The organism is Rhodococcus sp. WY5 (assembly GCF_018588185.1).
Lineage (GTDB): Bacteria > Actinomycetota > Actinomycetes > Mycobacteriales > Mycobacteriaceae > Rhodococcus_F > Rhodococcus_F qingshengii.
This window is the reverse complement of sequence record NZ_JAAMPR010000002.1, coordinates 142,504-166,602: the sequence shown is the minus strand read 5'-3', so window position 1 is coordinate 166,602 and position 24,099 is coordinate 142,504. Positions and strand designations below refer to the sequence as shown.

The following is a 24,099-nucleotide window of genomic DNA, read 5'->3' as shown; positions in this document are numbered from 1 at the left end:
CTGCGGACGGGCCGGCGTGTGGTGGCGGAGAGGACGGGTGTCAGCGGAGCATTTCTGCGTACGCTTGTCGCCGCAGCTGTCGAAGTTGCCGCCCATCGGCCAGTTGCCAGTCCCTCCAACCGTGCCGTTGCCGGCCCATGATGTCCGTCAACGGCGCCGAGGGCGGCCCGTAGCGTTTCCCGTCGACGTCGAGGGCCCCGTCCCGCGTGATCGTTGCGACGTAGGTGAGCCCGCGGCCGGTATCGTGATACGTCAGCTGGTCGCCGACCTGTAGATGGCCGAAGAGCATGAGCTGCAAGATGTCATCGTCGTACGCGATCGGGGCGGAAGACGGCATGATTCGATCGGATTGATGTGTGAGCATTGAGAATTCGGATGTCGAAACGTCGCCGTCGTACGAGATCGGATTCGGCTCGTCAGGTTGTGCGGTTGCGGTGGCTGCACCCGCGAGACGATGTTCCGTTGTAGGTGTCGGTATCTCGACTTTGTCTGCATGTTGGTTTCCCGAGCCCACGAGGTTTCCGATCCCGCGGCCCACCCACCCGAGCCCGGATCCGACTCCTGAGGCACCGGCACCGATCGCTTTGCCGGCCGCGCCGGCGACAGCGCTGCCTGCGGACGCTGCCCGACTTCCGACTTCCGCCAGGGCGTCGACGACGCTGGGACTCTCGTGGTCGGTCCATCCCATGACCTGACTGCCACGTGCCTGCGCGAAGTCGTCGAGGTCGTCCTTGAGTTTGACGATGTCGTGTTTGAGATTGTGGGCGGCGCCCCACCGGAACCCGTCGAGTCGGTGCATTTTTGCAAAGTTCGACAGTTCCGACCGCGCGTGCAGCAACAGTTCGCCGTCGCGTTCGAAATGCTCTGCCAGCACTGTGCGTGCGTCGTCGAGCACCACCTGCAGATGCTGCGGCTCGGTGGCCTGCACGCGCGCGATCCGCAACCGCTGCCACAGATAGAGCGACTGCTCACCGACCACCAACAGGTGCAGGGATTCGCCGAGCCGGTTCTCTTCGATTGCTCGGCGGAGATAGTCGGCGCGGTCCTGGACCGGGCGAGTGGCATCGAACCCGGCCAAGGTGCGTTTGACGTGTTCTCGGAGTCGCTCGATGGTCACATTCAGGGTGGGCCGGAGTCCGGCTACAGATTCCCAGTCTGCGGTCGGCAGTGTTCCGTGTTCGTCGAGGGTGGTGACGAGCCGATCCAGGGTTGTGAAATGACCGACCACGTCACCGACTCGGGAAGCTTGGGCGAGGGCGAGGAGTTGTTCGACTTTACCGTCGACGCGGGCGATCGATTCGTTCACCGATGCGATGGCCGCCGAGAGGGCGACCTGCACCGCGATGAGTTGGAAGGACAGTGCTTGGGTGGGGCCGAGGGACACTTTCTGCCATTGCAGTTGCTGACGGAACTTCCCTGCTTGGTCGACGACGGTCATTCGGAAGAACCCGCTGTCACCCGGCAACGCTTTGTACGTCTTCAATGCCTGGACGCTGTCCGGTGACAGTCGCACGAACTGACCGGCCTGGGCGGCAATAGATTTCGCTCCGACGGCAGCGGCGGCGACATTGGCCATCGAGGTTGTGCTGACGCCGGAAACATCGAGTGCCTCGCCGGCGAGATCGGTCAGGCGCGCGAGGTATCCGGCTACGACCTCCGGGTCCCCGGCAACGAGAATGCCTTCCGGCTCGACGGAGACAGCGAGTTCGCTGCCAGGGCCGGCGCCCTCGAACAGGTCCATTGCAGCAGTGCCTGGTCGAGTGGGCTCTGATGGTGAACTGTTCGACGAGGGTGTCTCGTTCATCGATGTCCGCTTTCTGCTGGTGTGGTGGTTTCCGGTGGAAAGCATCCTGGCGATGTCGGTGATGGCGGCGTCGAATCGTTCCCGTCCGCCGGCCGAGTTCAAGCCACGATCGGAGCAATGAGGAATGTTTCCGGCTCATCCCAATCGGGGGTGTAGGAGTTGGGGTCTGAAGCCGCCGGTCTCGAGCAGGCTTCGGGCGATGTAGTTGGTCAGGTTGCGGAACCCGAGTGCGGAGCCGCGCAGGTGTTCGAGCCGTCCGTTGAGCGCCTCGGTCGGCCCGTTGCTGGTGCCGGGTCGTTCGAAGTAGGCGAGCACGTCAGCGGCTCGCTTCTTCAGGGTCCGGCCCAGGGTGGTGAGCTCGGTGAGCACCTTGGGGACGCCGGCGCTGAGGTCGGTGATCAGCTTCTCCATGAGCTCGCGGCCACGTTGCCGGTCCTCGTGGCGATAGGCGGCGATCATGCGCTGGTAGACACCCCAGGTCGCCTCGACCTCGACGTGAGCGTCATCAACGAACAGCGCGCGTAGCCTGTCGCTCTGCTTGTCGGTGAGCAGGTCCGCGCCGGTGTGCAGCGTGCGCCGCGACTTGTAGAGCGGGTCGTCCCTGAACCCACGGTGCCCGTGGATCGCGAGTTGGACCCGGCGCCGGCACCTGTCGAGGGCGTCACCGGCCAGGCGCACGACGTGGAAGGGATCCATCACCGTGACCGCGTCCGGGATCTCCTCTGCAGCGGCGGTCTTGAACCCGGTGAAGCCGTCCATCGCGACCACCTCGACCGCGTCACGGAAGGCGTCGTCGCGGTCGGCGAGCCAGGTCTTGAACGCCGCCTTCGACCGGCCCTCGACCATGTCCAGCAGCCTTGCTGGGCCGGCGCCATCGCGGACCGGGGTGAGGTCGATGATCACGGTGACGTACTTGTCGCCACGCCTGGTGTGGCGCCAGACGTGCTCATCGACGCCAATGACCTTCACGCCCTCAAACCGCGTGGGGTCGTTGATCAGCAGCCGCTTGCCTTCAGCCAGGACCGCGTTGTTGGCGGTGTCCCACGCGACCCCGAGTCTCTCGGCGACACGGGCGACGGTGAGGTGTGCGACCACGATCCCTTCCAGCGCCCACCGCAGCCCGGTGCGCGAGAGCTTCGCGCGTGGCTCCGCCGCGGCGCTGGTGTCTTGGCGCCACACGTGTCCGCAGTCGGCACAGCGGTAGCGGCGCACTACAACTTCCAGCACGGTCGGTCGCCAGCCCAGCGGCTCGTGGGCCAACCGCCGGATCACGGTGTCACGAGCAGCGCCTTCGCTGCCGCACCGTCGGCACCACTGATCTGGTTCCACCACGCGGCACGCGAGGACCGCACGATCCGGTTCAAGTCGTTGTCCGGTCACGCTCAGACCGAGGCCGTCGAGTCGAGCGAAGGCGGTCAGGTCAGGGCGGCCGAAGCCGGCCGGCGGGGTAGCGTCGGACACGTCGAGGTCTTTCGGATGGATGGCGTAGGAACCTCCGTCGTCGGGAGACCTCGACGTCTATCTGCGGACCGACGCGCCCGGCCGACCTACACCGTCATCTGAGAAGACCCCTGAAATGTCTTCGACGACGACGGGACCGGCGAGGAGGAGGGCGCGGTGAGCTAAAGGAATGGAGCTTGCTCGGCTTCGACGCCGCCGCAAGCTCCGGTGAAACGGTCGGTACTGGTCGGTCGTCGTCGGTCACCACCGGATGGCGGCGTCCCCCACGCTCGGCGTTTGCGCAGGTCAGCGGCTCGTTCGCCCAGTGGGCGCATCAAGCGATAGACGCAAAGCCGACGTGATTAGGTCGTCGGTTCGATTCCGACAGGCGGCTCCGGCGAACAGCCCCTGACCTGCGGAAACGCAGGGCAGGGGCTGTTCGGTTCTGGTGGTCGCGCGATGCGCTGGCCTCACGGCTCTGCCCGACACCGACGTCGCTCTCCTCTGCGACGGACCCCTCGCCGGCTGAGCGCTCGCGGCCGGCATCCTGTCCGTGTGCCGATAGGCCTCGTACCGCTCGGCAACGCAGCGTGGCGTTGCGTCGCGACCTGGCGACGGCTCGGCGGGGCGCGATCGTCTCGTGCGTTGGCGGACTACGGGAGCTTGGACGCGAGGACGTCGGCCGCCAGGATCTCGGGTGCTGCGCCGAGGAGGTGCTGGTTGGCCATCAGGGCTGCGACGATGGCGCCGTTGGCGTGGGCGTCGCGAGCGGCCTCGTCGGGGAATGCATCGAAGATCCAGAAGGTGTCGGCGTGGGTCCTGACCGCGAACCAGACAATCGTTCCTACTTCTTCGTTGGCGAGCGCGACAGCGCCGGCGAGCAGATCGGCGAGCGCGTCGTGCTGTCCATCGGCCGCGACGATCTTGGCGACGAAGGCATACGGAAGTGATGCGGGTGTGGACATGAGGGGTTCTCCTAGGTGTCGAGGTTTCTTGGTGAAGCGAGTTCAGCGTATGACGAGCAAGGGCATGTGAGAAGTGGCGTATACGGCAGTATTGCTATTGTTCGCGCCATGCGTATCGGACTGATCGCGATCGACGGCTGCTTCGGTTCGGCTGTCGCGTCGGTCATCGACATCGTGCGGGTGGCCGACGGAGCCCGCGGTGATGTCGACCCGCGGATCGACCCGATCGAACTCGCCATCCTCGGACCGAAACGGAGAGTGACCACGACGGCATCGATGACCCTGTCGGTGGACCACCCGCTGTCGGAGTCCGCAGAGTTCGACGTGGTCGTCGTCCCTGCGCTTGGAACCCTCACGGCCGTCGCTACCAACGACGCCCTCCAGAGCCGAGATGCTCGTTCGGTCATCGCCTCGCTCGGGCGCCTCGACGACGCGACCACCCGGATCGCCGCGGCGTGCACCGGCGTGTTCGCTGTCGCCGAGACCGGACGGCTGCATCATCGGCGGGCGACGACCAGCTGGTTCCTGGGGCCGGAGTTCCTGAAGCGCTATCCGACCGTCGCCCTCGATCTCGACACCATGGTCGTGGTCGACGGGAACCTCGTCACCGCCGGCGCCGCGTTCGCCCACATCGACCTCGCGCTCTCACTCGTGCGATCGATCAGCCCCGACCTGGCCCAACATGTCGCCAAGCTCCTCATCATCGACGAGCGTCCGTCGCAGGCGGCCTTCGTCGCCTACGAACATCTCCGGCACGAGGACCCGATCGTCGTCGAGTTCGAACGCTTCGTGCGCGCCCGCCTGGACGAACCGTTCAACGTCGCCTTCGTCGCGCAGTCGCTCGGCACCAGCCGGCGCACCCTCGAACGACGAGTCCGTGCGGCGCTCAACCTCACTCCGCTCGGCTTCGTCCAACGGCTTCGCATCGAACGAGCTCGGCACCTCTCAGCAACCACGGACCTCACCTCCGCCGAGATCGCGCTACGGGTCGGCTACGCGAACGCCGAGACTCTGCGCTCCCTCCTGCGTAGGGAGCGACGCCGTTCCTGACCTATCGCCATGCCTGTAGCCGGTGTCCTAGTGCTCGACTGGAACCACCTCTCAGCACGTCGCGTCGACGCTCCTGCGTCGCCCCTGGACGACCCACTCGACACGCCCGCAGCACAGGCCATGTGACGTGTCCCGGCTTCCCGGACGGTCGGGGTTGGGTGGCTGTGATGTCGTTGCGTTCTCGTAGAGGGGGTCAGCAGACTCGATCAGGGTCGATTGGGATGAGACGCGAAGGCGGTCAGGTCAGGGCGGCCGAAGCCGGCCGGCGGGGTAGCGTCGGTCACGTCGAGGTCTTTCGGATGGATGGCGTAGGAACCTCCATCGTCGGGAGACCTCGACGTCTACCTGCGGACCGACGCGCCCGGCCGACCTACACCCTCATCTGGGAAGAGCCCTCAAACCCGTCTACACGGCTCCGTCGGAGCAGGCCGCGCTCGACCGATTCGCAGAGTTCAGTGACAAATGGGAGAAACGCTATCCCGCGATCATCAGGCTCTGGACTAACGCCTGGGCTGAGTTCGTGCCGTTCCTACAATTCGACAACGCCATCCGGCAGGTCATTTACACGACCAACGCCGTCGAGAGTGTCAACGCTCGAATCCGCAGGGCTGTCAAGGCCCGTGGACACTTTCCGACCGAGGCCGCGGCCTTGAAATGCGTGTATCTGGCCATCATGAGCCTCGATCCCAAAGGCACCGCCCGCCAACGCTGGTCCAACCGATGGAAGGCAGCACTGAATGCCTTCGAGATAACGTTCGACGGACGGCTGTCTGCCGGACGAAAGTAGTTAGAAACCAATCAATTACACCGTTTTCTGGACAGACCCGCGAGAAGTGCGACAGCCCACCAGGACTGCGAGGCCTGCGTCCGATTTCCACGCGATGCGTTCGTCCGGGTGCTGTTCGGTGATGGTGGCGTCGAATTCTCGTGTTTGTCCGGCTATTTCGAGGATCCACTGTGTGTGCACATCGTCGGTTTGTCGAATTTCCCGTACTCCGGACATGAAGTGCAGGTCGGGACGGTCCGTGTTCAGATGATGAGGTTCGAAGCGTTTCGTTTTCAGACTCGCAATTGGGGTCAGGTTTCTGGCCACATGTCGTATGCGGGCCATGATTCGCCCGAGCCGGTCGTTGTTGACCCGTCCGGCGGCCTCGTTGAGCTGTAGAGCGGATATGTGCAGTGCGTTGTCAATCGAGGCGTTCTCGGTGTTCGTTGGGTGTCATGCCGGTGGTGTCGCGGAACGCTCGGTAGAAGGTGCGGGGGTCGGAGAATCCTGTTTGTCGAGCGATGAGGGAGACGGGCCGGGAAGGGTATTTTCGTAGTAGGTGCTGGGCGGACTGGATGCGCGCTGCGCGGAGATATCCCATGACTGTGTGGTCGGTTCCCTGGAACAGGCGGTAGAGGCTGCGGCGGGAGAGTCGCATCGCGGTGGCGATGCGTTCGGCGTCGAGGTCGGGGTCTGCAAGGTGGGCATGGATGTAGGCCAGAACCTGATCTCGTCGTAGGAAGGCGGGTATTTCGGCGGCAGAGCGAACCGGTGTGACGAGACTCAGTAGTGATGTGGCCAGTGAGGAGGCGTGAGTCTCGAGCAGTGCGGCGCCGTGGGGATCGCTGTCTTGGTGTTGGGCCAGTTGGGTGAAAAAGGCTGCGACGGCGGACATCGCTCCTGCACAGCTCATGGTCGTGGCCAGGATGTCTGTGGTCCGGTCGATGCCGGCGAGCGCGAAGGCTCGATCGGCGGGCACCTTGACGATGACCTGTTCGTAGGGTGCATCGGCGCGGAAAGCGAAGGGCAGGGAACTGTCGTAGATGACCATGGATCCTGGCGGGACTACTGCAGTGTGTCCGGCCTGTTCGATGACGCAACTTCCGCGCGTCTGGAATGTGGCGAACAGATACTCGTCCTGTTCCCGCCCTTGGGCGATTCGGCTGCGATTGCGGTGTGTCTGCTCGGCGGTGGCTCGTTTCGTGGACAGAGTGAAGTTCGTGTATCGGCCGAGACGGACATCGCCGTAGAAGTCGGGGTCGGCGGGGTCGGTGCTGACGTCGACGTAGGCATGGCGCCGGGCCTCTCGCCAGTAGTCGATGACACCGTCGTCCGGCGCCCGCGAGGTCGACAACGTTTCGAAGTGTGGCAATGAGGGCTCGTCTGCATCAGCCATGGCCGGATCACCTGCCTTACGGATACCACTGAGTTTACTGAGCCGCGCGGGAAAGTCCTGCGGGTCGGGGAGAGAGCGAGCCGGCCCTGTGTCCGCCAGTCGGGGGGCGATCACAGGGCCGGAAATCTACGCGTGCTGCAAAACGCTCAGGCCGTGAGCATTCCGTGCTGTATTGTGCTCAGACCGTGAGCTTTCCGTGCTGGATCGTGCTCAGGCTGGAATCATTCCGTGTGGGTCGATGATGAACTTGCTCGATGACCCCTGATCGAAGGTCTCGTAGGCGGCGGGTGCTTCGTCGAGGCCGATGACCTTGGTGTTGAGCATTGCGCTCAGATACGGCATGCGGTCCCACAGGATCGACATCATCAACTCGCGGTTGTAATGCATGATCGGTGCCTGCCCCGCGGACAGGCGCGGTGACTTGATCCAGGCCTTGCCGAATTCGAGCGGGAAGATGCCTTCCTGTTCGGCCTTTGTCGGTGCCAGAGGGTCGGGGCCGTAGACGCCGATGACGCCGGTGGCGCCGCCGGCACGGGTGGCTTCGAGGACGTCGTTGATGGCACCTGCCGGCTGAGGCTGATTGGACTCCGAGCCGATGCCGTGTGCTTCGGAGCCGACATAGTCGACGCCACAATCGACTTCGCGCTCACCGAGGATGGCCTCGATCTGGTCGGGCAAGGGGATGTCCTGGCTCAGGTCGATGGTCTCGCAGCCGTTGTTCTTGACCAGGTCGAGTCGGTCCTGATAGTAGTCGCCGACGATGATGCAGGATGCGCCGAGAAGGCGTGCTGCTGCTGCGCCGCAGCGTCCGACCGGCCCGGCGCCGGCGATGTACACCGTTGAACCTGGTTTGGCCCCTGCCTCGATGAGTCCGTGAAAGGCGGTGGGAAGGATGTCCGAGAGCAGGGCAAGATCGAGGATCTTGTCCATGGCCTGGTCCTTGTCCGGGAAACGGAGGAGTTGGAAGTCCGCGTACGGGACGAACAGGTATTCGGCTTGTCCGCCCACCCAGTCGCCGAGATTGAAACCGTATGCGCCGCAGGAGACTGCAGGATTGACGGTTTCACAGACATCTGTGCGGCGAGCTTTACAGTTGCGGCATCGTCCACAGGCGACGTTGAAGGGGACCGAGACGAGATCGCCTTCTTTGAGGAACTCCACGTCGGAGCCGACCTCGATGATCTCTCCGGTCATCTCGTGGCCCATGACCATACCCTGGGGGACGGGGAAGGACCCTCGGTAAATGTGCAGGTCGCTGCCGCAAATGTTGGTAGCGACGATTTTCAGGATGACGCCGTGGGGCGCTTTTCGTCCGTTCGGCATCTCCAGCTTGGGGAAGTCGAGTTTCTCGACCTTCATGGTGCCGGGGCTCTCGAACACCACTGCGCGGTTGCTGTCTGCCATGCTGTCGCTCCTAACCTGGGGGATCCCTGCACGCTGCGATTCGGGACCCGGTTGTGGTGGCGTGGCCACCGGGGGACCTTTCGAACGTATGCGCACGTGGCGATACGTGTCAGTGACCTTGCGTGTCAACTGAGTGACGATGTGTGCCAGGAGTGCTGTGGGGTCTGCCGCAAGGCTCCCTTCCTTCGTTATGGTCACCGGCATGACAAACCGTTCCGAACATCTCGCCGAGGCCGATGATCGCTGGAGGCAGGGTGTCGTGGTGCGGGGAGCTCGGCAGAACAATCTCGCCGACGTCGATCTCGATGTTCCTCGAGACCGTCTGGTGGTGTTCACCGGTGTGTCCGGCTCGGGGAAATCCTCGCTGGCGTTCGGGACACTGTTCGCGGAATCGCAGCGGCGCTATCTGGAGTCGGTGGCACCGTATGCCCGTCGGCTGATCGACCAGGTCGGTGTACCCGATGTCGACGTCGTCGAGGGACTGCCACCGGCGGTTGCACTGCAGCAGCACCGAGGCATCGGTAATGCTCGATCGAATGTCGCCAGCGTGACGACATTGGGCAGTCTCGTGCGGATGCTCTATTCCCGTGCCGGGTCTTACCCAGATGACCAACCGATGCTCTACGCGGAGGACTTCTCGCCGAACACCGTGCAGGGCGCATGTCCGACCTGCCATGGCATCGGGCGCGTCTACGAGGTCGATGTCGACAAGATGGTCCCCGATCCCACACTCAGCATCCGGGAGCGCGCGATCGCTTCGTGGCCGCCGGGCTGGCCGGGTGGCAACCTTCGCGACATCCTGGTGTCACTGGGATACGACGTCGACTCTCCGTGGAAGAAGCTGCCGAAGAAACATCGCGACTGGATCCTGTTCACCGAGGACCGCCCCACCGTTCCTGTGTACTCGGGATTTACCCCGGCACAGACTCGGCGAGCGATCAAAGCCGGAACCGAACCCAGTTACGAGGGCAATTTCGTCGGCGCCCGGCGGTTCGTGCTCGATACCTTCGCGAACACCAAGAGCTCGATCGTCAAGAAGCGGGTCTCTGAGTTCGTCACCAGCGAGGTATGCCCGATGTGCCAGGGCAAGCGGGTCAAGGCGGAGGCGCTCTCGGTCACCTTCGAGGGCCTGGATATCGCCGAGTTCGCGTCCTTGCCCCTGGCACGACTGGCAGAGATCGCGCGCACTGTTGTGTCCAGCGACTGGCTACCCGAGGCGGCAGGAGAAGCTCTCGACGAAACCCGACGAGCCGAGGCCACGCGACGACGTGTCGCATCGGGAGGATCGGCGCACACCGCCGCTCCCGACGTGCGACGCACCCCGAACGTGTCAGCGGAAAAACAGGTGGCGGCGCGGCGCCTGCTCGACGACCTCCTCGAAAGAATCCAACCCATCATCGACCTCGGGCTGGGATATCTGTCACTGGACCGGACGACGCCCACACTCTCCGGCGGAGAGCTGCAACGACTGCGCCTGGCGACGCAGCTGTCCTCGAAGCTGTTCGGCGTCGCCTACATCCTCGACGAACCTTCGGCGGGACTGCACCCCGGCGACTTGACGGCGCTGCTGAGAATTCTGCACGGACTTCGTGAGCGAGGAAACAGCGTCCTCGTCGTCGAGCACTCCCTACCCGTCATCCGAGAAGCGGACTGGCTGGTCGATATCGGTCCCGGTGCCGGCGAGAACGGTGGACGCGTGCTCTACAGTGGAACACCCGCCGGGCTGGCCGACGTACCGGACTCGGTCACCGCACGCTATCTCTTCGACACGTCGGAGCAGGTGCGCCGCCAGCGGCGTACCCCCCGCGGGTGGCTTCGCGTCGAAGGCGTCGAGCGCAACAGTCTCCGCGACCTCACCGTGTCTTTCCCTCTCGGGGTCTTGACCGCGGTCACCGGAGTCTCCGGTTCGGGGAAATCGAGCCTCGTCAGCCAGGCTCTACCAGCGTTGATCAACGCTGAACTGGGCCGGCCCGCCGCGCCCGATGCCAACGTCGAACCGCGCGACGACACCGATCTGCTGCTCACCGGAGATCAGGGCGCGGTCCGCGGCCGCATCGAGGGCACGTTGGGAGGGCTCCGTCGGGTGGTCGCCATCGATCAGCGCCCTATCGGGCGCACACCCCGATCCAATGTTGCAACCTACACCGGCATGTTCGACCACATCCGAAAGCTGTTCGCCGCAACACCTGCGGCCAAGAAACGGAACTACAAACCGGGGCGGTTCTCCTTCAATGTCGCCGGTGGCCGCTGTCCGACCTGCGAAGGTGAAGGCTTCGTGATGGTCGAGCTGCTTTTCCTGCCCAGCGTCTACAGTCCGTGCCCGGACTGCAATGGCACTCGTTACACGCAGAGCACACTCGAAATCACCTGGCGGGACCGCAACATCGCCGACGTTCTCGCGATGAGCATCGACGAAGCCCACGCCTTCTTCACCAGTGAGAACGACGTTCTTCGCTCGCTCACCGTCCTACGCGAGGTCGGGTTGGGTTACCTGCGACTCGGACAACCCGCCACCGAGCTGTCCGGCGGCGAAGCTCAGCGTGTCAAGCTGGCATCCGAACTCCAGCGTGCTCAACGCGGCGACACGCTCTACATCCTCGACGAGCCCACTGCTGGGCTCCACCCGTCCGACAGCGACAGACTGCTCGCTCACGCGCAGGGGCTCGTCGACGCCGACAACACCGTTGTCATGGTCGAACTCGACATGCGCGTCGTCGCCCAGGCCGACCACGTCATCGACCTCGGACCGGGAGCGGGCGCCGACGGCGGACGTATCGTCGCCACCGGTTCCCCCGAGCAGGTAGCTGCCACTGCCGACAGTGCGACTGCCCCCTATCTACGAGCGGCGCTGGAAAACACAGGCGCCGGCACTACACAACACTGACCTGACCGCGCACCACCGCCTGGACTGAACGGCGATAAGGATCAACTAGTGATGGCACGACAGGCACCGAAACCCCAAGGCCTGCGTAATCAACTTTCCAACTCTCTCCGGCGTGAGTCCGGCTCCGCGGTGCTGCTGCTGGTGGTAACCGTGATCGCCCTGCTGTGGGCAAATTCGCCGGCTTCGGGCGCGTACTTCGACCTCTGGCATCAAGGCGCCGGATTCGAACTCGGCCCGGTGGCGTTGCACATGAGCCTTCACCATTGGATCAACGACGGGTTGATGGTCGTCTTCTTCTTTCTGATCGGGCTCGAGGTACGCCAAGAGTTCGCCCACGGGTCATTACGTGATCGAACCCGCACTCGTATCGCCGTGATCGCCGGAGTCGCGGGGGTGTGTCTACCCGCCGTCATCTACGCCGTGATCGTCGGCAGCGGAGACAGCCTGCAGGGTTGGGGGGTGGTCGTCGGCACCGATACCGCCTTCATGCTCGGGGCCTTGGCGCTCCTCGGGCCCGCACGATCAGGCCAACTGCGAGTGTTTCTCCTTACCGTCACGGTGGTCGACGACTTCCTCGCGGTGTCCATCATCGGATTCGTATACAGCGAAAACATTCGCCTGATTCCACTGCTCGTTTCCCTGGCATGCCTGACAGCATTGTGGCTACTCGGGCGGGCGCGACAGTGGCGAGCCGCGCCATACATTCTCGTGGTGATCGTGCTGTGGTTCAGCACGATCGAGTCGGGTGTTCATCCCTCGCTTGCCGGAATGGTCGCCGGCCTTCTGATTCCCGCGTACCCGACACAGCGGCACAAGGTGGAGGCGGCTCGAGAACTGTTTCGTGACTTCTGGCAGTCTCCGAGCGCCGCATCAGGTCGTGCAGTGTCACGTGGACTGGCCAAAGGCACAGCCGTCAACGAGCGGATACACGAATACCTCCGGGTACCCACCGCGCTGATCGTGGTACCGATCTTCGCTCTCGCCAACGCCGGCGTCGACCTGCGTGGCGGACTGCTCGTCGAAGCGTTCAGTGCCCGTGTGACCTGGGGAGTTGTGCTTGGCCTGGTTCTCGGCAAGCTCCTCGGCATCGGAGCAGCCACATACATCGCTGTCCGACTCGGAGCGGGCCGATTACCGCAGGGGGTCGGCATGGGCAGTGTGATGGGCGGATCTGCGCTATCGGGGATGGGATTCACCGTATCGCTGCTGATCATAGGTTTGGCTTTCGGCACATCTCCCGAACTGGCCGGGCAGGCGACCGTCGGCGTGCTCGTCGCCATGGTGCTGGCTGCAGTACTGGGTGCGGTGATCTTCCGCGTGGCAGCGACCAAGCTGGGTGAGGCCGAAGCCGATCTCCCCATCGTGCTGGAACCTCCCGTAGATCCCGAGATCGACCACATTCGTGGACCCGAAGACGCCCAGCTGACCCTTGTAGAGTTCGTCGACTTCGAATGTGGATTCTGCGCACATGCCACCGGAGGATGGGACGACCTGCACGTCCACTTCGGCGACGATCTGCGCTACGTGGTCCGTCACCTACCGCTGGTGGACATCCATCCACACGCACTGGTTGCCGCACATGCAGCAGAGGCCGCCGCACGGCAGCACATGTTCTGGGAATGGCTGGACTTCGTGTTCACCCGCCAGAACGCGCTCGCGCGAACCGATCTCATCGGCTTTGCAGCCGAGATAGGACTCGACGTCGACCAGTTCGTCGCGGACCTCGACAGCGACGCGGTCGCCGAGCGCGTACAACGTGACATTTCCAGTGCCCAGTCCAGTGGTGCCCGAGAAACACCGACCTTTTTCGTCGAAGGCTGCCGAATAATCGGAAGCTATGACGCGCGCACCCTCACCAAAGAACTCGAGCACAGCCGCCGAGGCGCTCGCACGTCCCTGCAGTAGACGCCGGAGAGTATCGCCCTCAACGGCACCGTCCTCAACGCCCGACGACTTCGCTCGGATTCCCGATGTGATCGAGACGCTGATCGCGCGAATCAGCCGTCTTCCCCAAACCGTCACCTGCCGCACGTGGTCAGAGAACGCCGACGAAGACGAGCCAGTGGACTGCCGCACGGAATGCGGCAGCGAAGGGCGGGCCGACGAACAGCTCCAAATCCAACATCAACGACGGGGATTCATCGGCAGTGCCCACCGGGCCGGCACGGAGCGTTGTCTCGGACCGCAGACACGCACATCCTCCGGCATGAGCCCGGAAGACACACGCGACCAGATCAGCAGAAAGTTCATCGTTGATGTCTCCTCGCGGTTCCGTGCTCGTCGGAATGCGTGGCGCCGCGGGACTCGAGCTCGTCCTGAACGAGTGCCAACCGGATTTCGTCGCATCGAGTCCGATCCTTCTGCTCAGCGAGCCGGGCAGCTTCCTCGACCAGCTCGGAATCCGTCATTCCTCGCCTGACATCCTTCACCGCAAAACCTCTCGAATAGTTCGTTTCGGTGTGGATACCCAATTACCTGGCGATCAACAGACGCCGACCGGCAGCCCGCGATGTCGGATGGTCGCTAGGTGATCTCAGTGTCGACGCCGTCCAGGTTGCTGCAACTTCGCCTATTTAGATGGCGGAACTATCCTCGCGGCGTCCTACGGCTCGCGATCAAACCAGTCATCGACGTGCCGCAGTGATCGCTGCGGCACCCCGCGGTGCCGCCATGGCCTTCTCCGAGCACTAACAGACCGTGGTCGAGCACTACGACACCATGCCTCAACAGACCTACACGTGGTCGAGTTCGATCAAACCCGAAGCATCACAGCAAAACCCGAACTCGGCCAAGTTGCGCACCTTCTTGGAGTCCTGAGATCGGTCACCAGCTCATGAATAGCCGCACCGTCCCACACATGGCAGCAGAGGAGAAGGACTGAGACTGTGAGCACCATCGGATACACCGGTGTCTTAGAACAAACCCCGAACTGCAGCAGTACGCACTCCGCCAAGCCGGAGCGATCTGTATCTTCACCGACTGCGAATCCGGCTCGAAAACGCAGCGACCCCAGCTCGCCGAACGCCTGAGCTACCTACGCGGGAATGACGGTGTCGTCCTCGTGGTCTGAACTCGACAGGCTCGGACGATCCGTTTGTCGCCTCATCGGCACGTCCACATTCTTTGCGAACACTGCTCCGTATTCCGTTCTTTCGCAGAAGGATTCGGCACAACCACCGGCGGGGTCGTGAATTCTTCTCCCGCATCATGGCCGCTCTCGCCCAAAGGTGGGCACCACATGATCGTCGAATGCGCTCACGCCGGCCTCGAAGCCGTCCGGCGCCAAAGCCGACACGGTGCCCGCCCAACCGTCATGACACCCGAACGTACCGAACGGGCCCGCTCCCTCTGTGAGCAAGGCAAGAGTCTCGACGCTATCGCCTCCATGCGGGGTGTCGGCAGATCTTCGATCAGCAGAGCGCGTTGACTTCCTCTGGTGGTAGCGGACTTTCACAAATCTGGCGAGAGCACATGATCGGTGCCGGTCGACTACTCGGTGATGATTGCCCGTCAGCTTTGTCGCGTGTCGGGGTGGGGCGGTATGGAACCGTGGATCGAACCTGGTTGCACCCCTTCGACAGCCGATTCGGTGTCAATCTGGCTTTCCGCTGATCTGTTTGACCTGCTTCGTGAGGTCGCCGAGTGTCATCGCCACTCCAGAAAACGTTTCGGAGTTCTCGCGACGTGGCGGTGGTAGCCGGCCGATGAGATCGGGTTGGTAGGTGTGGGGGAGTGCTGCTCCCGGACTGTCCGCACGCGCCCGGGTTGCTAGTTGGTATCGACCGGGAATCCGACCAGGTGCATACCGGTAATGCGGTTTATGGTGGGAAGTGCGAGGCCGCACGGATATTGACCGCGCACGAAAAGGGCTGTCTGGGTTGTGTGCTCAACGCAGATGGCATCCCACCGCCCCGGCTCGACGTGCAGGGCCGGGGTCCTGGGGGTGTGCGGTCGTTGAAATCGCCGCAGCTGCCTTGTTCGTGCCAAACCATCCATCCGATTCGAGAGCTGTTGCAAGTCAGCATGAGTCGGTCGGAACGTTTCGTCGGACCGGCATCGTCAACTTAACTGGGCCTCCGTCAGGGATGATCAACGGATGAGTCGGGGAGACGAGACAAAGGTGGATTCGACGCGGTCACTCTACAAACGGCACCGCTATCCTGCGGAGATCATCGCGCACTGCGTGTGGTTGTACTACAGGTTCGCCTTGAGCTTGCGCGACGTCGAGGAGTTGATGCTCGCCCGTGGCATCGTCGTCTCGTACGAGACGATCCGTGCATGGTGCGCGAAGTTCGGGCCCGAATACGCGCGTGGCCTGCGCCGACGCGCTCCCGAACCTGGCGATACATGGTTTCTGGACGAGGTGTTCGTCAAGATCGGCGGCATCCGGAAGTACCTGTGGCGGGCGGTCGATCAGGAAGGAAACGTCCTCGACGTCTTGGTCCAGTCACGACGCAACGCGAAGGCTGCGAAACGTTTCTTCGGTAGGCTGATGCGCAAGCAGGGCCGGGTACCGAGGGTGCTGGTGACCGACAAGCTTGCCAGTTACGTTGTGGCGCATCGGGAGTTGATGCCATCGGTCGAACACCGGCGCTCGAAGTACCTCAACAACCGGGCCGAAAACTCGCACCAACCCACCAGGCAACGAGAACGCGCCATGAAGTTCTTCCGTTCACCGGGCGCAGCGCAACGGTTCCTGGCGGTGTTCAGTGCGATCTCGCCGCACTTCCGGCCCGGGCGACACAAGCTCACCGCGAGCGATTACCGCTCCGAAATGACCAACCGATTCGCCACCTGGAACGACGCCACTGGCGTACTCGCCGCCTGAACCTGGTTTCTCACCAACAGAATCCGCCCCAGTATGATCGAATATTGTTGATTCCCAGTCATGTTCAGTTAAGTTGACAAAGCCGCGACGTCCATACCTGCGTTCTTGTACATGATGCCCCGCATCGAGCAGCCACTCGCCGAGATGCGCGAGACGGGCACCGACCCCTGTGAAGCCGCTGGACACCTTTCGGTGCCGGCGGCTTCGTCATGTCCGCAGGGGGCTCAGTGACAGAGCCGCGGACAGCAGTCACGCCCACCTGCACGTTCCCTCCGCGTCGTCGAGGTCACTGAGCGCCGGGTGGGATTCGGGGTGATGATGTCGAATATGTCCGATATAACTGCCATATTCGGCGCAGGGCTGAGTCAAGAACGAAAGGGGACATGCCGTGCCGGACGACATGGGTGTGGGGCCGACGACGAAATCCGGTGCGCCGCACCGGGTGGGAGGATTCCGTTATCGCCGCGTGGGGATCGGTGGGAGTGGTCGGACGCCGTCGCTCGGATGCACGGCTACGAGCCTGGTGCGATCGTCCCGACGACGGAATTGATTCTCTCCCATAAACATCCCGAGGACCGGCCTCATGTCGCTCAGACGTTGGAAGCGATCCGCACTTCCGGGGGCTCGTTCAGCAGTCGGCACCGCATCGTCGACACGAAAGGAAGGACACGCTCGGTGGTTGTGGTCGGGGACCGGCTCGTCGACGAGTCCGGCGAGATCATCGGCAGTTCCGGCTTCTACATCGATGTCACCGAAACTCTCGGGGACACGGTCAAGGAATCGGTGGACGAGTTGGTCGCCGAGATCTCCTCCTCTCGCGCGGCGATCGAGCAGGCCAAGGGCATGCTGATGCTTGTTTACGCGATACCGGCGGACCGTGCGTTCGATGTTCTCGTCTGGCATTCGCAGGAAACGAATATCAAGGTCCGCGATGTCGCAGAGCGCCTCCTGGCCCGAGTGGCGGCGGACTTCGAGGTCCCCGCAACTGTCCGCACCCATTTCGATCATGTCCTGTTGCGCAACTGACAACAGGGCTAAGCTCGTGTGACGGCACATCAACTGGGTGGTTGACGCCATGATCATTTCCTTCTCGAGTGCAACCACCACGCTCCCACCTAGGCAGCTGATCGCATCCGACCAGGCACAGGAGCAAATCTCGCGTGACGTCCTCCGAACGATCGTTTCCCCGGCCCCGCTTCACCTTCGTTGTCGGTTTCGGCGATACCTGATCAACTGCCGGTACTGCGCTCACTGGTGCGGACCGTGGCCGCGCACTACGCACTCTCGCTGGACGGGTTGTCCGACCTCGTTCTCGCCGTCGACGAAGCGGCAACCATTCTCATCGGCCACGCCCTGCCTTCCAGCGCCTTGACGTGCACGTTCGACGCAGACACCGACCCAGCAGCTCTACGGGTGATGCTCGCCGCGTCGGCACCCGGGGAGATCACCACGAGCACCTCGTCCTTCGGATGGCATGTCCTCGAGATCCTCGTCGACGCAGTAGTCCTCGAGCAGGTCCCACCAGCCTCACCAGAGCAGAACTGGGCCGCGACGATCACACTGACCAAGGGTCTGCAGGCGCCTTCGTGACCCCGCCTGCCCGGGAAGTCAACGAATACTCACAGGTCACCGATCTGTTCCAGCGTCTCGCCGAAATGCCCGCCGACGTCCCCGCTCACGAGCAGCTTCGCACCGAGATCATCGAAACGTGCCTACCTCTCGCCCATCACATCGCCCGCAGGTATCGAGGACGCGGTCAATCACACGAAGATCTCGGTCAAGTCGCCAGCGTCGGCCTGGTCAGCGCGGTCAATCGCTTCGACCTGGCAAAGGGCAAGGATTTCTTGTCCTTCGCCGTCCCGACGATGATGGGTGAGGTGCGCAAGCACTTCCGTGACCGAGGATGGGACGTTCGAGTTCCCCGCTCACTCCAGGAAAACTACCTGGCACTGAAAAAAGCTCGCGCCTCGCTCACCCAGACTCTCGGACGCGAACCCACCGTTCCCGAACTCGCCGCAGATCTCGGCGTCGAACCCGCCGAGATCGCGAACATCGCCGCCGCCGGAGATTCCTACCATTCCGCTTCCCTGGACGTCCCGGCCTCACCCGACGGCGCCTCCATCGGAGACACACTCGGTGACTACGACGCAGCACTCGACGGCATCGACAACCACGAAACACTGCGGCCGGCACTGATGGCATTGCCCGAACGAGAACGAGTAATCCTCGTGTATCGATTCTTCGGCGAATTGACGCAAGCGGAGATCGCCGAGAAAGTCGGTCTTTCCCAGATGCACGTCTCACGCTTGCTCAGCCAATCCCTCACAGCCTTACGCAAAGAACTCGGCAGCCTCGCCTCGTAGTGGCGTTGCAACAAAGACAGAGACCTGGGGTGCCGCAACCGGGACGCGTTGGACAGTGAAGGCATCGCCCGGGTTGGTGGCGTAACTGGCGCGTTCCTTCCACAGCAGCTCTGCCGATCGGCAGATCCTCGAAAGATCTCGGCGCCCAAGGACGCCTGCCCGGATCTCCTGACTTAGGCCAACGGTCGAAACCGTGACGGCTCGCCGGATCCCAGATCAATGAAACCCGGCGAGCCGTGCCGTACCGTGCCCTGGCCCGGCAGAGCTGAGGCACGGCACCAGTGATCCACCGAACGCGAAATGGGGGATCGGCTATCCGGTGGATCCTCGACTCACTACCCCCGCTGCCCGCCATGTAAACGCCGCATCGAATCGTGAGCCGAAACCATCAGTTCTCGAATGCGGTGATGCTCCGGACCAGTGACGACCGGCGGATGCGCAGTATTCGTCGACGTCGACGGCGATGTACACCGACGACCTTCAGGCTGGCGATCCGCGGAACCCTGCAGTGCACGAGGGAGACGTACTGCGCGCCCGGTTGCGCTTGATGCCTTGCGGCACTTGATGTTCGCCGCGGCTGGGGAAGGGGCCGGCTAGCCGAGGACGCAACAGCAATTCTCAATATCCGGACTGGACGATTTTTTGGCCTACCCGGGGCGAGGGCGGTGTCTGTGGGCGGTTCCTCGGTGCCCTCCTTGCGGGAGATGCGTTGCGAAGAGTCGACGGTCGTCTGCGTACCGTTCGACGGCGATCCCACAACTCGTGTCCGAGTTCGCCTCTGTGGCTGCCCTGATCGCATCGTTGTGCGTCGTGGGTTTCCCACCGGGTGTGCTCCTCGGCGGTTCTGCACATGCTCCTCCATGAAGGCCGACGGTAATGGCGGACCGAAGAGGGTGCCCCTGGATGAACTACCCGAGCGCCTCTACCGCGCGCGCGGGTTGTTGGCGGTGCTATGACCGATTGTCTTCGAACCTTCTCGCAGCGTGAACGACCCTGCGACCTAGGCGAACCCGAAGACACACCCTGACCGTGGCTTCCACGTCGACTGCTGCGATGTGTATCAGTTGACAGAGTGGGTAGCTCGAAAATCATGAGTACCGTGACCGAATCCGTAGATGTCAACGTCCCCATCTGTACCGCCTACGACCAGTGGACTCAATTCGAGTCGTTCCCCCACTTCATGTCCGGAGTACGGGAAATTCGACAAATCGACGATGTGCACACACATTGGATCCTCGAAATAGCCGGACAAACACGGGAATTCGACGCCACCATCACCGAACAGCACCCGGACGAACGCATTGCGTGGAAATCGGACGCAGGCCCCGATCATGCGGGTGTGATCACCTTCCACCGATTGGACGACTCGCACACCAGGGTGACAGCACAGATGGACATCGACCCTGATGGCTTCGTCGAAAACATTGCCGACAAACTCGGAGTCCTCACCCACAGAGTCAAAAAGGACATGGGGAGCTTCAAGGAGTTCATCGAATCCCGCGACCAGGAAACAGGCGCCTGGCGGGGAAACATCGAACGCCCGGACCAGATACGCCCCGACGAAGTCTGAACTCCCGCACCCCGCAGGCCTGGGGACTGCTGCGGCAGGAGTAGGCGCGGGCCACCGGAAGCGCGATCGCCCATCGGCACGGTTCCCCCGCAGGGGGTTACTACGGCTTCCCGAGTCCTACACGTGCGTGCCGAGGGTGCCGGTGTCGTTTGCCACGTGAGGACGAACGAAGCCACTGGAAGTCCAGGCACATCACCACGGTCAGACCGACACCTAACATCACGAGTAACAGAACCACGTTCACCATCGCCACTGCTCCCTCTGACATCGAATTAGCCACTCACACCACGCAAGGCAGAATTCTCAGACGCATTCCGGACGCGTACGTTCCGGTAGCTGGACTCAGGCAGCGGTCACGCCATGAATCGATCGGACCGATACGCGCATCCTCGACGTCGCGGACAAACCACGTGCGATCGGTTCTTCCGCCTCGAAACGCTCGATTGCGAGTGCGAGGCCCATGACCTGTCGCCACCACCGTTCACGTTCCTCGGATTCGGCCCACACAATTACATCCATCACTGTCTCCTCATCAACCCTGGGTTTGTTACCCAGGTCACAGATTTTGGAAACGTAGGACACGCGAAATTATGCAATGGAGAGAAGCGGGGACTCGCGGTGTGTCGCCGATAACCAATCCTCCTCGAGGCCTCCGAAAACAGATCCGAAGACACGAAACGAGTACAGCCGAAAAAGGAGCTTGCGAACTGACCCGCAGTCCAATCCACTCGGCCCCCGTCGACGTCAATGCGGTCACTTCACAGGCTGCACAACACTTCTCGTGGGTGTGTTGATACGGCTGCGAGCCGTTGCGCTCAAACACAGGCGACAGGGTCAGGAACCTGACCGTACGCCGCTGCAGGCGAGGAACATGATCAGCCCGCTGCGGATTCGGATGCCGCCCCTGAGGCGAAGTCCGAAGCCGAACGACGCCTATGCTCGGTATAAGATCTCGCGAGAGAGTGGAGCCAGATATGAGTCCGAACAGCACCTGGCTCGACACCCGAACAACCCAACTACGGGGCACGCTTCTCGGTCTGGGGCTGACGATCACCGACTCCCAGGCCCGCGTACTGCTCAACGACAAACTCGACGACTACGCCCGCCTGATGCACGTCACCCGCCGCACCGCCCAACGACACTTCACCGACGAACAGCTCGCCATCTTCGCCAACTCCCTCGCGGCGGCCATTTCCGACGAAGCACCCGGCGAGCCCATGACCGAATTCGAACGCACCATCCCCATGCCCACCAACGCACTCGGACTGACCATCGCCGCCCTGGCAGAAGCGCTGAAAGTCGCCCACGGCAACCTCGAAGAGCACTCTCTGACCGACGGCTTGTCCCACCTGTCGACTCTGGGCATGATCGCCGCCGACGCCCGCACAAACACCCGCACCGGTACCGTTCCCATGCCCCGGCCGCTGCTGCTGCGGATCGCTCGCTTTCTCGACAACACCGCGAAAATGGTCAGCGAGGGAGCGAACCTGCCCGACGGCCTCGACGAAAACGCGCGAGCACCCTTCGTCACCACCCTCCAACAAGACGCCGACGGACTACGCACCCTCGCGAACACCGAAGACGGTCACTCGCCGAAACTTTGGCGTATCCCTGCCAGTAGCGAAACATCGCCCCGTCGCGAAAAAGCCAATCGACGTCATGCCGCAGTCGAAACAGAGCCGAACGCCGCAACGGAAGGCGCGCGCGGGGATTCGATCCGCAGCGGACGACCTCGCCCCACGGAATCTTGACCTGCCAACACATGTGAGGAGTTACTCGTGAGGCCTATCGCCAGTTTCAGCGCCATGTTCGTGTGGGCCATCCTGCTCATCGCCGTCGTCGGCATCGCCGTGAGCCTGACCCAAGGGGCGTGGGCTCCCACCGTCGCCTGGGCGATCGTGGCAAGCGCGGCCGCGGCTGGTCTGATACGTCTGCGACACCGGCAGATCGGTAGCACCCGTACATTGAGAGCTGTTCCCGCGCGGCGAATACATCGCGCCAAGCACGACAAGAACGATCACATCTGACACATCCCACCGACTCCGACGGCTCCCCTCCGCGGCCCAGATCGCCCCGCCGGCATTCGTAAGCGCCCAGGGGGACGGGCCTTGGGGCCTTGCGTCTGACGAATCCCCGGAATGGTTATCGAGTACAGCTCAGCGTGTTGAAAGCTGGCCTGTTGAAGTCAGTACTGCTGTATTCATTACTGCGCGTTCGTCATTCACCACCGACTCCGCGGTCCGTGGGAAATCGGTAGACCCGAATTCCGCCCTCGCGATCGGTGTATTGAATGCTCCAGAGCGTGCGATCCACCTGCCCCAACTCGATACTCCGGACAGCTTCCTCCAAGGTCGGGTACTCAGCAGTGCGCTGCGCAGCACCGTCGTAGAGAAAAGTGAAATGCATTCGATCCTCGTCCTTTCTTCCCAGTCAGGTCAGGCTGCGACCGCGACCGGCCGGGGCGCAAAGGAAGACGAGGCTCGCAGTTTCGCGAGACTTTGGGCGAGGAGCCGAGAGACGTGCATCTGCGACACTCCGATCTTCTCCGCGATCTCCGCCTGAGTCAGTTCCCCGAAGAACCGGTAAATCACGATGATGCGCTCACGCTCGGGCAGAGCGAGGAGCGCCGGCCGCAGCGTTTCCTGATTGTCGATGCCGTCGAGGGCAGCATCGAACTCTCCCAACGCATCTGCGATCGATCGACCGTCACCGACGGCGGCTGCATCGAGGGACGCTGCATGATAGGAATCGCCGGCAGCAACGATCTCCGCGACCTCGGCGGGCTCGACTCCGAGCTCTTTCGCCAGCTCCGGCACCGTCGGCTCACGCCCGAGATCCTGCGTGAGCGCGGTGCGTGCTTTGTTGAGCGCAAGACAGTTTTCCTGCAACGAGCGCGGCACCCGCACATCCCATCCACGATCCCGGAAATGCTTACGCACCTCCCCCATCATCGTGGGAATCGCGAAGGCGAGAAAGTCTTTGCCCTTGGCCAGATCGAAACGGTTCACCGCACTGACCAGACCGACGCTGGCCGCTTGGACGAGATCGTCGAGCGCTTGTCCGCGGCCGCGATACCGCAAGGCGATATGGCGAGTCAGCGGTAGACATAGTTCGATGATCTGCGTGCGCAGACGCTCGCAGCGTGCGTCGTCTCCCGGCAGAGAAGCCAACTCTTCCAGCAAGCCCGCGACCTGTGCGTATTCGGCGTCCTTCATGTGCCGGCTCACGCTATCACCCACTTCTGCCGGGTGGTCGTTGCTCGTGCGTATCGTGCTGCGGGCATCGTCTTCTCCTTCACAGTCGCGCTCACGGGTTGATCGCCTGCAGGACTACGCGGAATGAGGCCGCCGCGACCAGGGCGAACGCCACTCCGGTCAGCGGGCCGGCAAGGACGGATCCGACTGCGCCCAAGATTCCGGCGATCACGATCACCAGGACGAGATCGAGCGTCACCCGCCGCCACCAACCTCGGGAGGCGACAGGGGTCGTGATCGGCGATCGCCGCTGCGCAGAAGTCCGCCCGACGTCATATGAGGAGGTCATGGCAGTTGTCATTCACACTCCCGGGGTCCACATGCTCACACACAGCTGTCTGTTCCGATGTCGTAAATCTATACCAACTGATGCAG

21 protein-coding genes and 4 pseudogenes are annotated in these 24,099 nt (G+C 63.0%); 13 read left to right on the top strand and 12 right to left on the bottom strand.

The genetic code is table 11. From position 1 onward, the window contains the following. Nucleotides 1-40: 40 nt before the first annotated feature. The 3 genes and pseudogenes from G4D79_RS29805 to G4D79_RS29795 form a co-directional block, all read right to left on the bottom strand. Nucleotides 41-1,741, bottom strand: a complete 1,701-nt coding sequence (locus G4D79_RS29805; protein WP_214514728.1) for a hypothetical protein — start codon at nucleotides 1,739-1,741, stop codon at nucleotides 41-43. A 102-nt stretch (nucleotides 1,742-1,843) separates the two neighbouring features. Next, nucleotides 1,844-1,939, bottom strand: a pseudogene (locus tag G4D79_RS34745) (uracil-DNA glycosylase); the annotation flags it as partial. Beyond that, nucleotides 1,940-3,265, bottom strand: a complete 1,326-nt coding sequence (locus G4D79_RS29795; RefSeq protein WP_214514726.1) for an ISL3-like element ISPfr2 family transposase — start codon at nucleotides 3,263-3,265, stop codon at nucleotides 1,940-1,942. It lies immediately after the preceding pseudogene. A 176-nt stretch (nucleotides 3,266-3,441) separates the two neighbouring features. Between G4D79_RS29795 and G4D79_RS29790 the strand changes: the two genes are divergently transcribed. Then, the gene (locus tag G4D79_RS29790) at nucleotides 3,442-3,606 is read left to right on the top strand and encodes a hypothetical protein (protein WP_156888995.1); all 165 of its coding nucleotides are present in this window, start codon (nucleotides 3,442-3,444) and stop codon (nucleotides 3,604-3,606) included. Between the two features lie 291 nt (nucleotides 3,607-3,897). On the opposite strand, the gene G4D79_RS29785 is transcribed toward G4D79_RS29790, so the two are convergent. Continuing rightward, nucleotides 3,898-4,209 (bottom strand): putative quinol monooxygenase, encoded by a 312-nt coding sequence (locus G4D79_RS29785; RefSeq protein WP_003941073.1) that lies wholly within the window; start codon nucleotides 4,207-4,209, stop codon nucleotides 3,898-3,900. A gap of 108 nt (nucleotides 4,210-4,317) precedes the next feature. Between G4D79_RS29785 and G4D79_RS29780 the strand changes: the two genes are divergently transcribed. Both G4D79_RS29780 and G4D79_RS29775 read left to right on the top strand, forming a co-directional pair. Then, complete coding sequence (locus tag G4D79_RS29780; protein WP_058228536.1) at nucleotides 4,318-5,259, top strand: GlxA family transcriptional regulator; 942 nt, start codon at nucleotides 4,318-4,320, stop codon at nucleotides 5,257-5,259. 388 nt (nucleotides 5,260-5,647) lie between these two features. Continuing rightward, a pseudogene (locus G4D79_RS29775) lies at nucleotides 5,648-6,046 on the top strand (transposase); the annotation flags it as partial. A gap of 72 nt (nucleotides 6,047-6,118) precedes the next feature. On the opposite strand, the pseudogene G4D79_RS34740 reads toward G4D79_RS29775, so the two are convergent. From G4D79_RS34740 to G4D79_RS29765, 3 genes and pseudogenes are all read right to left on the bottom strand, one after another. Further along, nucleotides 6,119-6,262 (bottom strand): annotated as a pseudogene (locus G4D79_RS34740) (cyclase); the annotation flags it as partial. Nucleotides 6,263-6,446: 184 nt separating this feature from the next. Beyond that, nucleotides 6,447-7,421 (bottom strand): helix-turn-helix domain-containing protein, encoded by a 975-nt coding sequence (locus G4D79_RS29770; protein ID WP_214514725.1) that lies wholly within the window; start codon nucleotides 7,419-7,421, stop codon nucleotides 6,447-6,449. Between the two features lie 210 nt (nucleotides 7,422-7,631). Beyond that, nucleotides 7,632-8,825 (bottom strand): alcohol dehydrogenase catalytic domain-containing protein, encoded by a 1,194-nt coding sequence (locus tag G4D79_RS29765; RefSeq protein ID WP_003943355.1) that lies wholly within the window; start codon nucleotides 8,823-8,825, stop codon nucleotides 7,632-7,634. Between the two features lie 202 nt (nucleotides 8,826-9,027). Here G4D79_RS29765 and G4D79_RS29760 point away from each other — a divergent pair, with 202 nt between their 5' ends. Then, a complete protein-coding gene (locus G4D79_RS29760) occupies nucleotides 9,028-11,709 on the top strand; it encodes an excinuclease ABC subunit UvrA (protein ID WP_051649789.1) in 2,682 nt (893 codons plus the stop codon). Between the two features lie 51 nt (nucleotides 11,710-11,760). Continuing rightward, entirely contained in the window at nucleotides 11,761-13,614 is a 1,854-nt protein-coding gene (gene nhaA, locus G4D79_RS29755) for a Na+/H+ antiporter NhaA (RefSeq protein WP_250888051.1), read from the top strand. Between the two features lie 341 nt (nucleotides 13,615-13,955). On the opposite strand, the gene G4D79_RS29750 is transcribed toward nhaA, so the two are convergent. Continuing rightward, nucleotides 13,956-14,117 (bottom strand): hypothetical protein, encoded by a 162-nt coding sequence (locus tag G4D79_RS29750; protein ID WP_176741975.1) that lies wholly within the window; start codon nucleotides 14,115-14,117, stop codon nucleotides 13,956-13,958. A gap of 491 nt (nucleotides 14,118-14,608) precedes the next feature. Here G4D79_RS29750 and G4D79_RS35465 point away from each other — a divergent pair, with 491 nt between their 5' ends. The 6 genes and pseudogenes from G4D79_RS35465 (at nucleotide 14,609) to G4D79_RS29720 (ending at nucleotide 20,470) form a co-directional block, all read left to right on the top strand. Then, on the top strand, nucleotides 14,609-14,779 hold the full coding sequence (locus tag G4D79_RS35465) for a recombinase family protein (protein ID WP_134930223.1): 171 nt from the start codon (nucleotides 14,609-14,611) through the stop codon (nucleotides 14,777-14,779). A gap of 1,026 nt (nucleotides 14,780-15,805) precedes the next feature. Beyond that, on the top strand, nucleotides 15,806-16,537 hold the full coding sequence (locus tag G4D79_RS29740; RefSeq protein ID WP_155289649.1) for an IS6 family transposase: 732 nt from the start codon (nucleotides 15,806-15,808) through the stop codon (nucleotides 16,535-16,537). A 400-nt stretch (nucleotides 16,538-16,937) separates the two neighbouring features. Next, a pseudogene (locus G4D79_RS29735) lies at nucleotides 16,938-17,563 on the top strand (PAS and ANTAR domain-containing protein). Nucleotides 17,564-17,743: 180 nt separating this feature from the next. Further along, nucleotides 17,744-18,127 carry an ATP-binding protein gene (locus G4D79_RS29730; protein WP_374223448.1) on the top strand — a complete coding sequence of 128 codons (384 nt, stop codon included), beginning with the start codon at nucleotides 17,744-17,746 and terminating at the stop codon, nucleotides 18,125-18,127. A gap of 65 nt (nucleotides 18,128-18,192) precedes the next feature. Further along, nucleotides 18,193-18,900, top strand: coding sequence for a SigB/SigF/SigG family RNA polymerase sigma factor (locus tag G4D79_RS29725; protein ID WP_250888080.1), 708 nt, complete (start codon nucleotides 18,193-18,195; stop codon nucleotides 18,898-18,900). Between the two features lie 1,090 nt (nucleotides 18,901-19,990). After that, complete coding sequence (locus G4D79_RS29720) at nucleotides 19,991-20,470, top strand: SRPBCC family protein (RefSeq protein ID WP_214514722.1); 480 nt, start codon at nucleotides 19,991-19,993, stop codon at nucleotides 20,468-20,470. Between the two features lie 342 nt (nucleotides 20,471-20,812). Here the strand turns inward: G4D79_RS29720 and G4D79_RS29715 are convergent, their stop codons facing one another. After that, entirely contained in the window at nucleotides 20,813-20,989 is a 177-nt protein-coding gene (locus tag G4D79_RS29715; RefSeq protein ID WP_003943357.1) for a hypothetical protein, read from the bottom strand. A gap of 455 nt (nucleotides 20,990-21,444) precedes the next feature. Between G4D79_RS29715 and G4D79_RS29710 the strand changes: the two genes are divergently transcribed. Beyond that, on the top strand, nucleotides 21,445-22,221 hold the full coding sequence (locus G4D79_RS29710; protein ID WP_003943377.1) for a hypothetical protein: 777 nt from the start codon (nucleotides 21,445-21,447) through the stop codon (nucleotides 22,219-22,221). A gap of 27 nt (nucleotides 22,222-22,248) precedes the next feature. Next, nucleotides 22,249-22,497, top strand: coding sequence for a hypothetical protein (locus tag G4D79_RS29705; RefSeq protein ID WP_003943394.1), 249 nt, complete (start codon nucleotides 22,249-22,251; stop codon nucleotides 22,495-22,497). Between the two features lie 190 nt (nucleotides 22,498-22,687). Here G4D79_RS29705 and G4D79_RS29700 read toward each other — a convergent pair whose 3' ends face one another. The 3 genes from G4D79_RS29700 to G4D79_RS29690 all read right to left on the bottom strand — a co-directional run bounded on the left by G4D79_RS29700 (nucleotide 22,688) and on the right by G4D79_RS29690 (nucleotide 24,025). Then, complete coding sequence (locus G4D79_RS29700) at nucleotides 22,688-22,876, bottom strand: hypothetical protein (protein ID WP_042926415.1); 189 nt, start codon at nucleotides 22,874-22,876, stop codon at nucleotides 22,688-22,690. Nucleotides 22,877-22,905: 29 nt separating this feature from the next. After that, nucleotides 22,906-23,685: a SigB/SigF/SigG family RNA polymerase sigma factor gene (locus tag G4D79_RS29695; RefSeq protein ID WP_003943395.1), complete on the bottom strand. Its 780-nt coding sequence runs from the start codon at nucleotides 23,683-23,685 to the stop codon at nucleotides 22,906-22,908. 91 nt (nucleotides 23,686-23,776) lie between these two features. Beyond that, complete coding sequence (locus G4D79_RS29690; protein ID WP_128638082.1) at nucleotides 23,777-24,025, bottom strand: hypothetical protein; 249 nt, start codon at nucleotides 24,023-24,025, stop codon at nucleotides 23,777-23,779. Between the last annotated feature and the right edge of the window lie 74 nt (nucleotides 24,026-24,099).

Coding starts and splice junctions, on each gene's coding strand:
- G4D79_RS29805 (WP_214514728.1), bottom strand. CDS start 1,741: ATGGACCTGTTCGAGGGCGCCGGCCCTGGCAGCGAACTCGCTGTCTCC.
- G4D79_RS29785 (WP_003941073.1), bottom strand. CDS start 4,209: ATGTCCACACCCGCATCACTTCCGTATGCCTTCGTCGCCAAGATCGTC.
- G4D79_RS29780 (WP_058228536.1), top strand. CDS start 4,318: ATGCGTATCGGACTGATCGCGATCGACGGCTGCTTCGGTTCGGCTGTC.
- G4D79_RS29770 (WP_214514725.1), bottom strand. CDS start 7,421: ATGGCTGATGCAGACGAGCCCTCATTGCCACACTTCGAAACGTTGTCG.
- G4D79_RS29765 (WP_003943355.1), bottom strand. CDS start 8,825: ATGGCAGACAGCAACCGCGCAGTGGTGTTCGAGAGCCCCGGCACCATG.
- G4D79_RS29760 (WP_051649789.1), top strand. CDS start 9,028: ATGACAAACCGTTCCGAACATCTCGCCGAGGCCGATGATCGCTGGAGG.
- nhaA (WP_250888051.1), top strand. CDS start 11,761: ATGGCACGACAGGCACCGAAACCCCAAGGCCTGCGTAATCAACTTTCC.
- G4D79_RS29750 (WP_176741975.1), bottom strand. CDS start 14,117: ATGACGGATTCCGAGCTGGTCGAGGAAGCTGCCCGGCTCGCTGAGCAG.
- G4D79_RS29740 (WP_155289649.1), top strand. CDS start 15,806: ATGAGTCGGGGAGACGAGACAAAGGTGGATTCGACGCGGTCACTCTAC.
- G4D79_RS29725 (WP_250888080.1), top strand. CDS start 18,193: ATGCCCGCCGACGTCCCCGCTCACGAGCAGCTTCGCACCGAGATCATC.
- G4D79_RS29720 (WP_214514722.1), top strand. CDS start 19,991: ATGAGTACCGTGACCGAATCCGTAGATGTCAACGTCCCCATCTGTACC.
- G4D79_RS29715 (WP_003943357.1), bottom strand. CDS start 20,989: ATGGATGTAATTGTGTGGGCCGAATCCGAGGAACGTGAACGGTGGTGG.
- G4D79_RS29710 (WP_003943377.1), top strand. CDS start 21,445: ATGAGTCCGAACAGCACCTGGCTCGACACCCGAACAACCCAACTACGG.
- G4D79_RS29700 (WP_042926415.1), bottom strand. CDS start 22,876: ATGCATTTCACTTTTCTCTACGACGGTGCTGCGCAGCGCACTGCTGAG.
- G4D79_RS29695 (WP_003943395.1), bottom strand. CDS start 23,685: ATGAAGGACGCCGAATACGCACAGGTCGCGGGCTTGCTGGAAGAGTTG.
- G4D79_RS29690 (WP_128638082.1), bottom strand. CDS start 24,025: ATGACAACTGCCATGACCTCCTCATATGACGTCGGGCGGACTTCTGCG.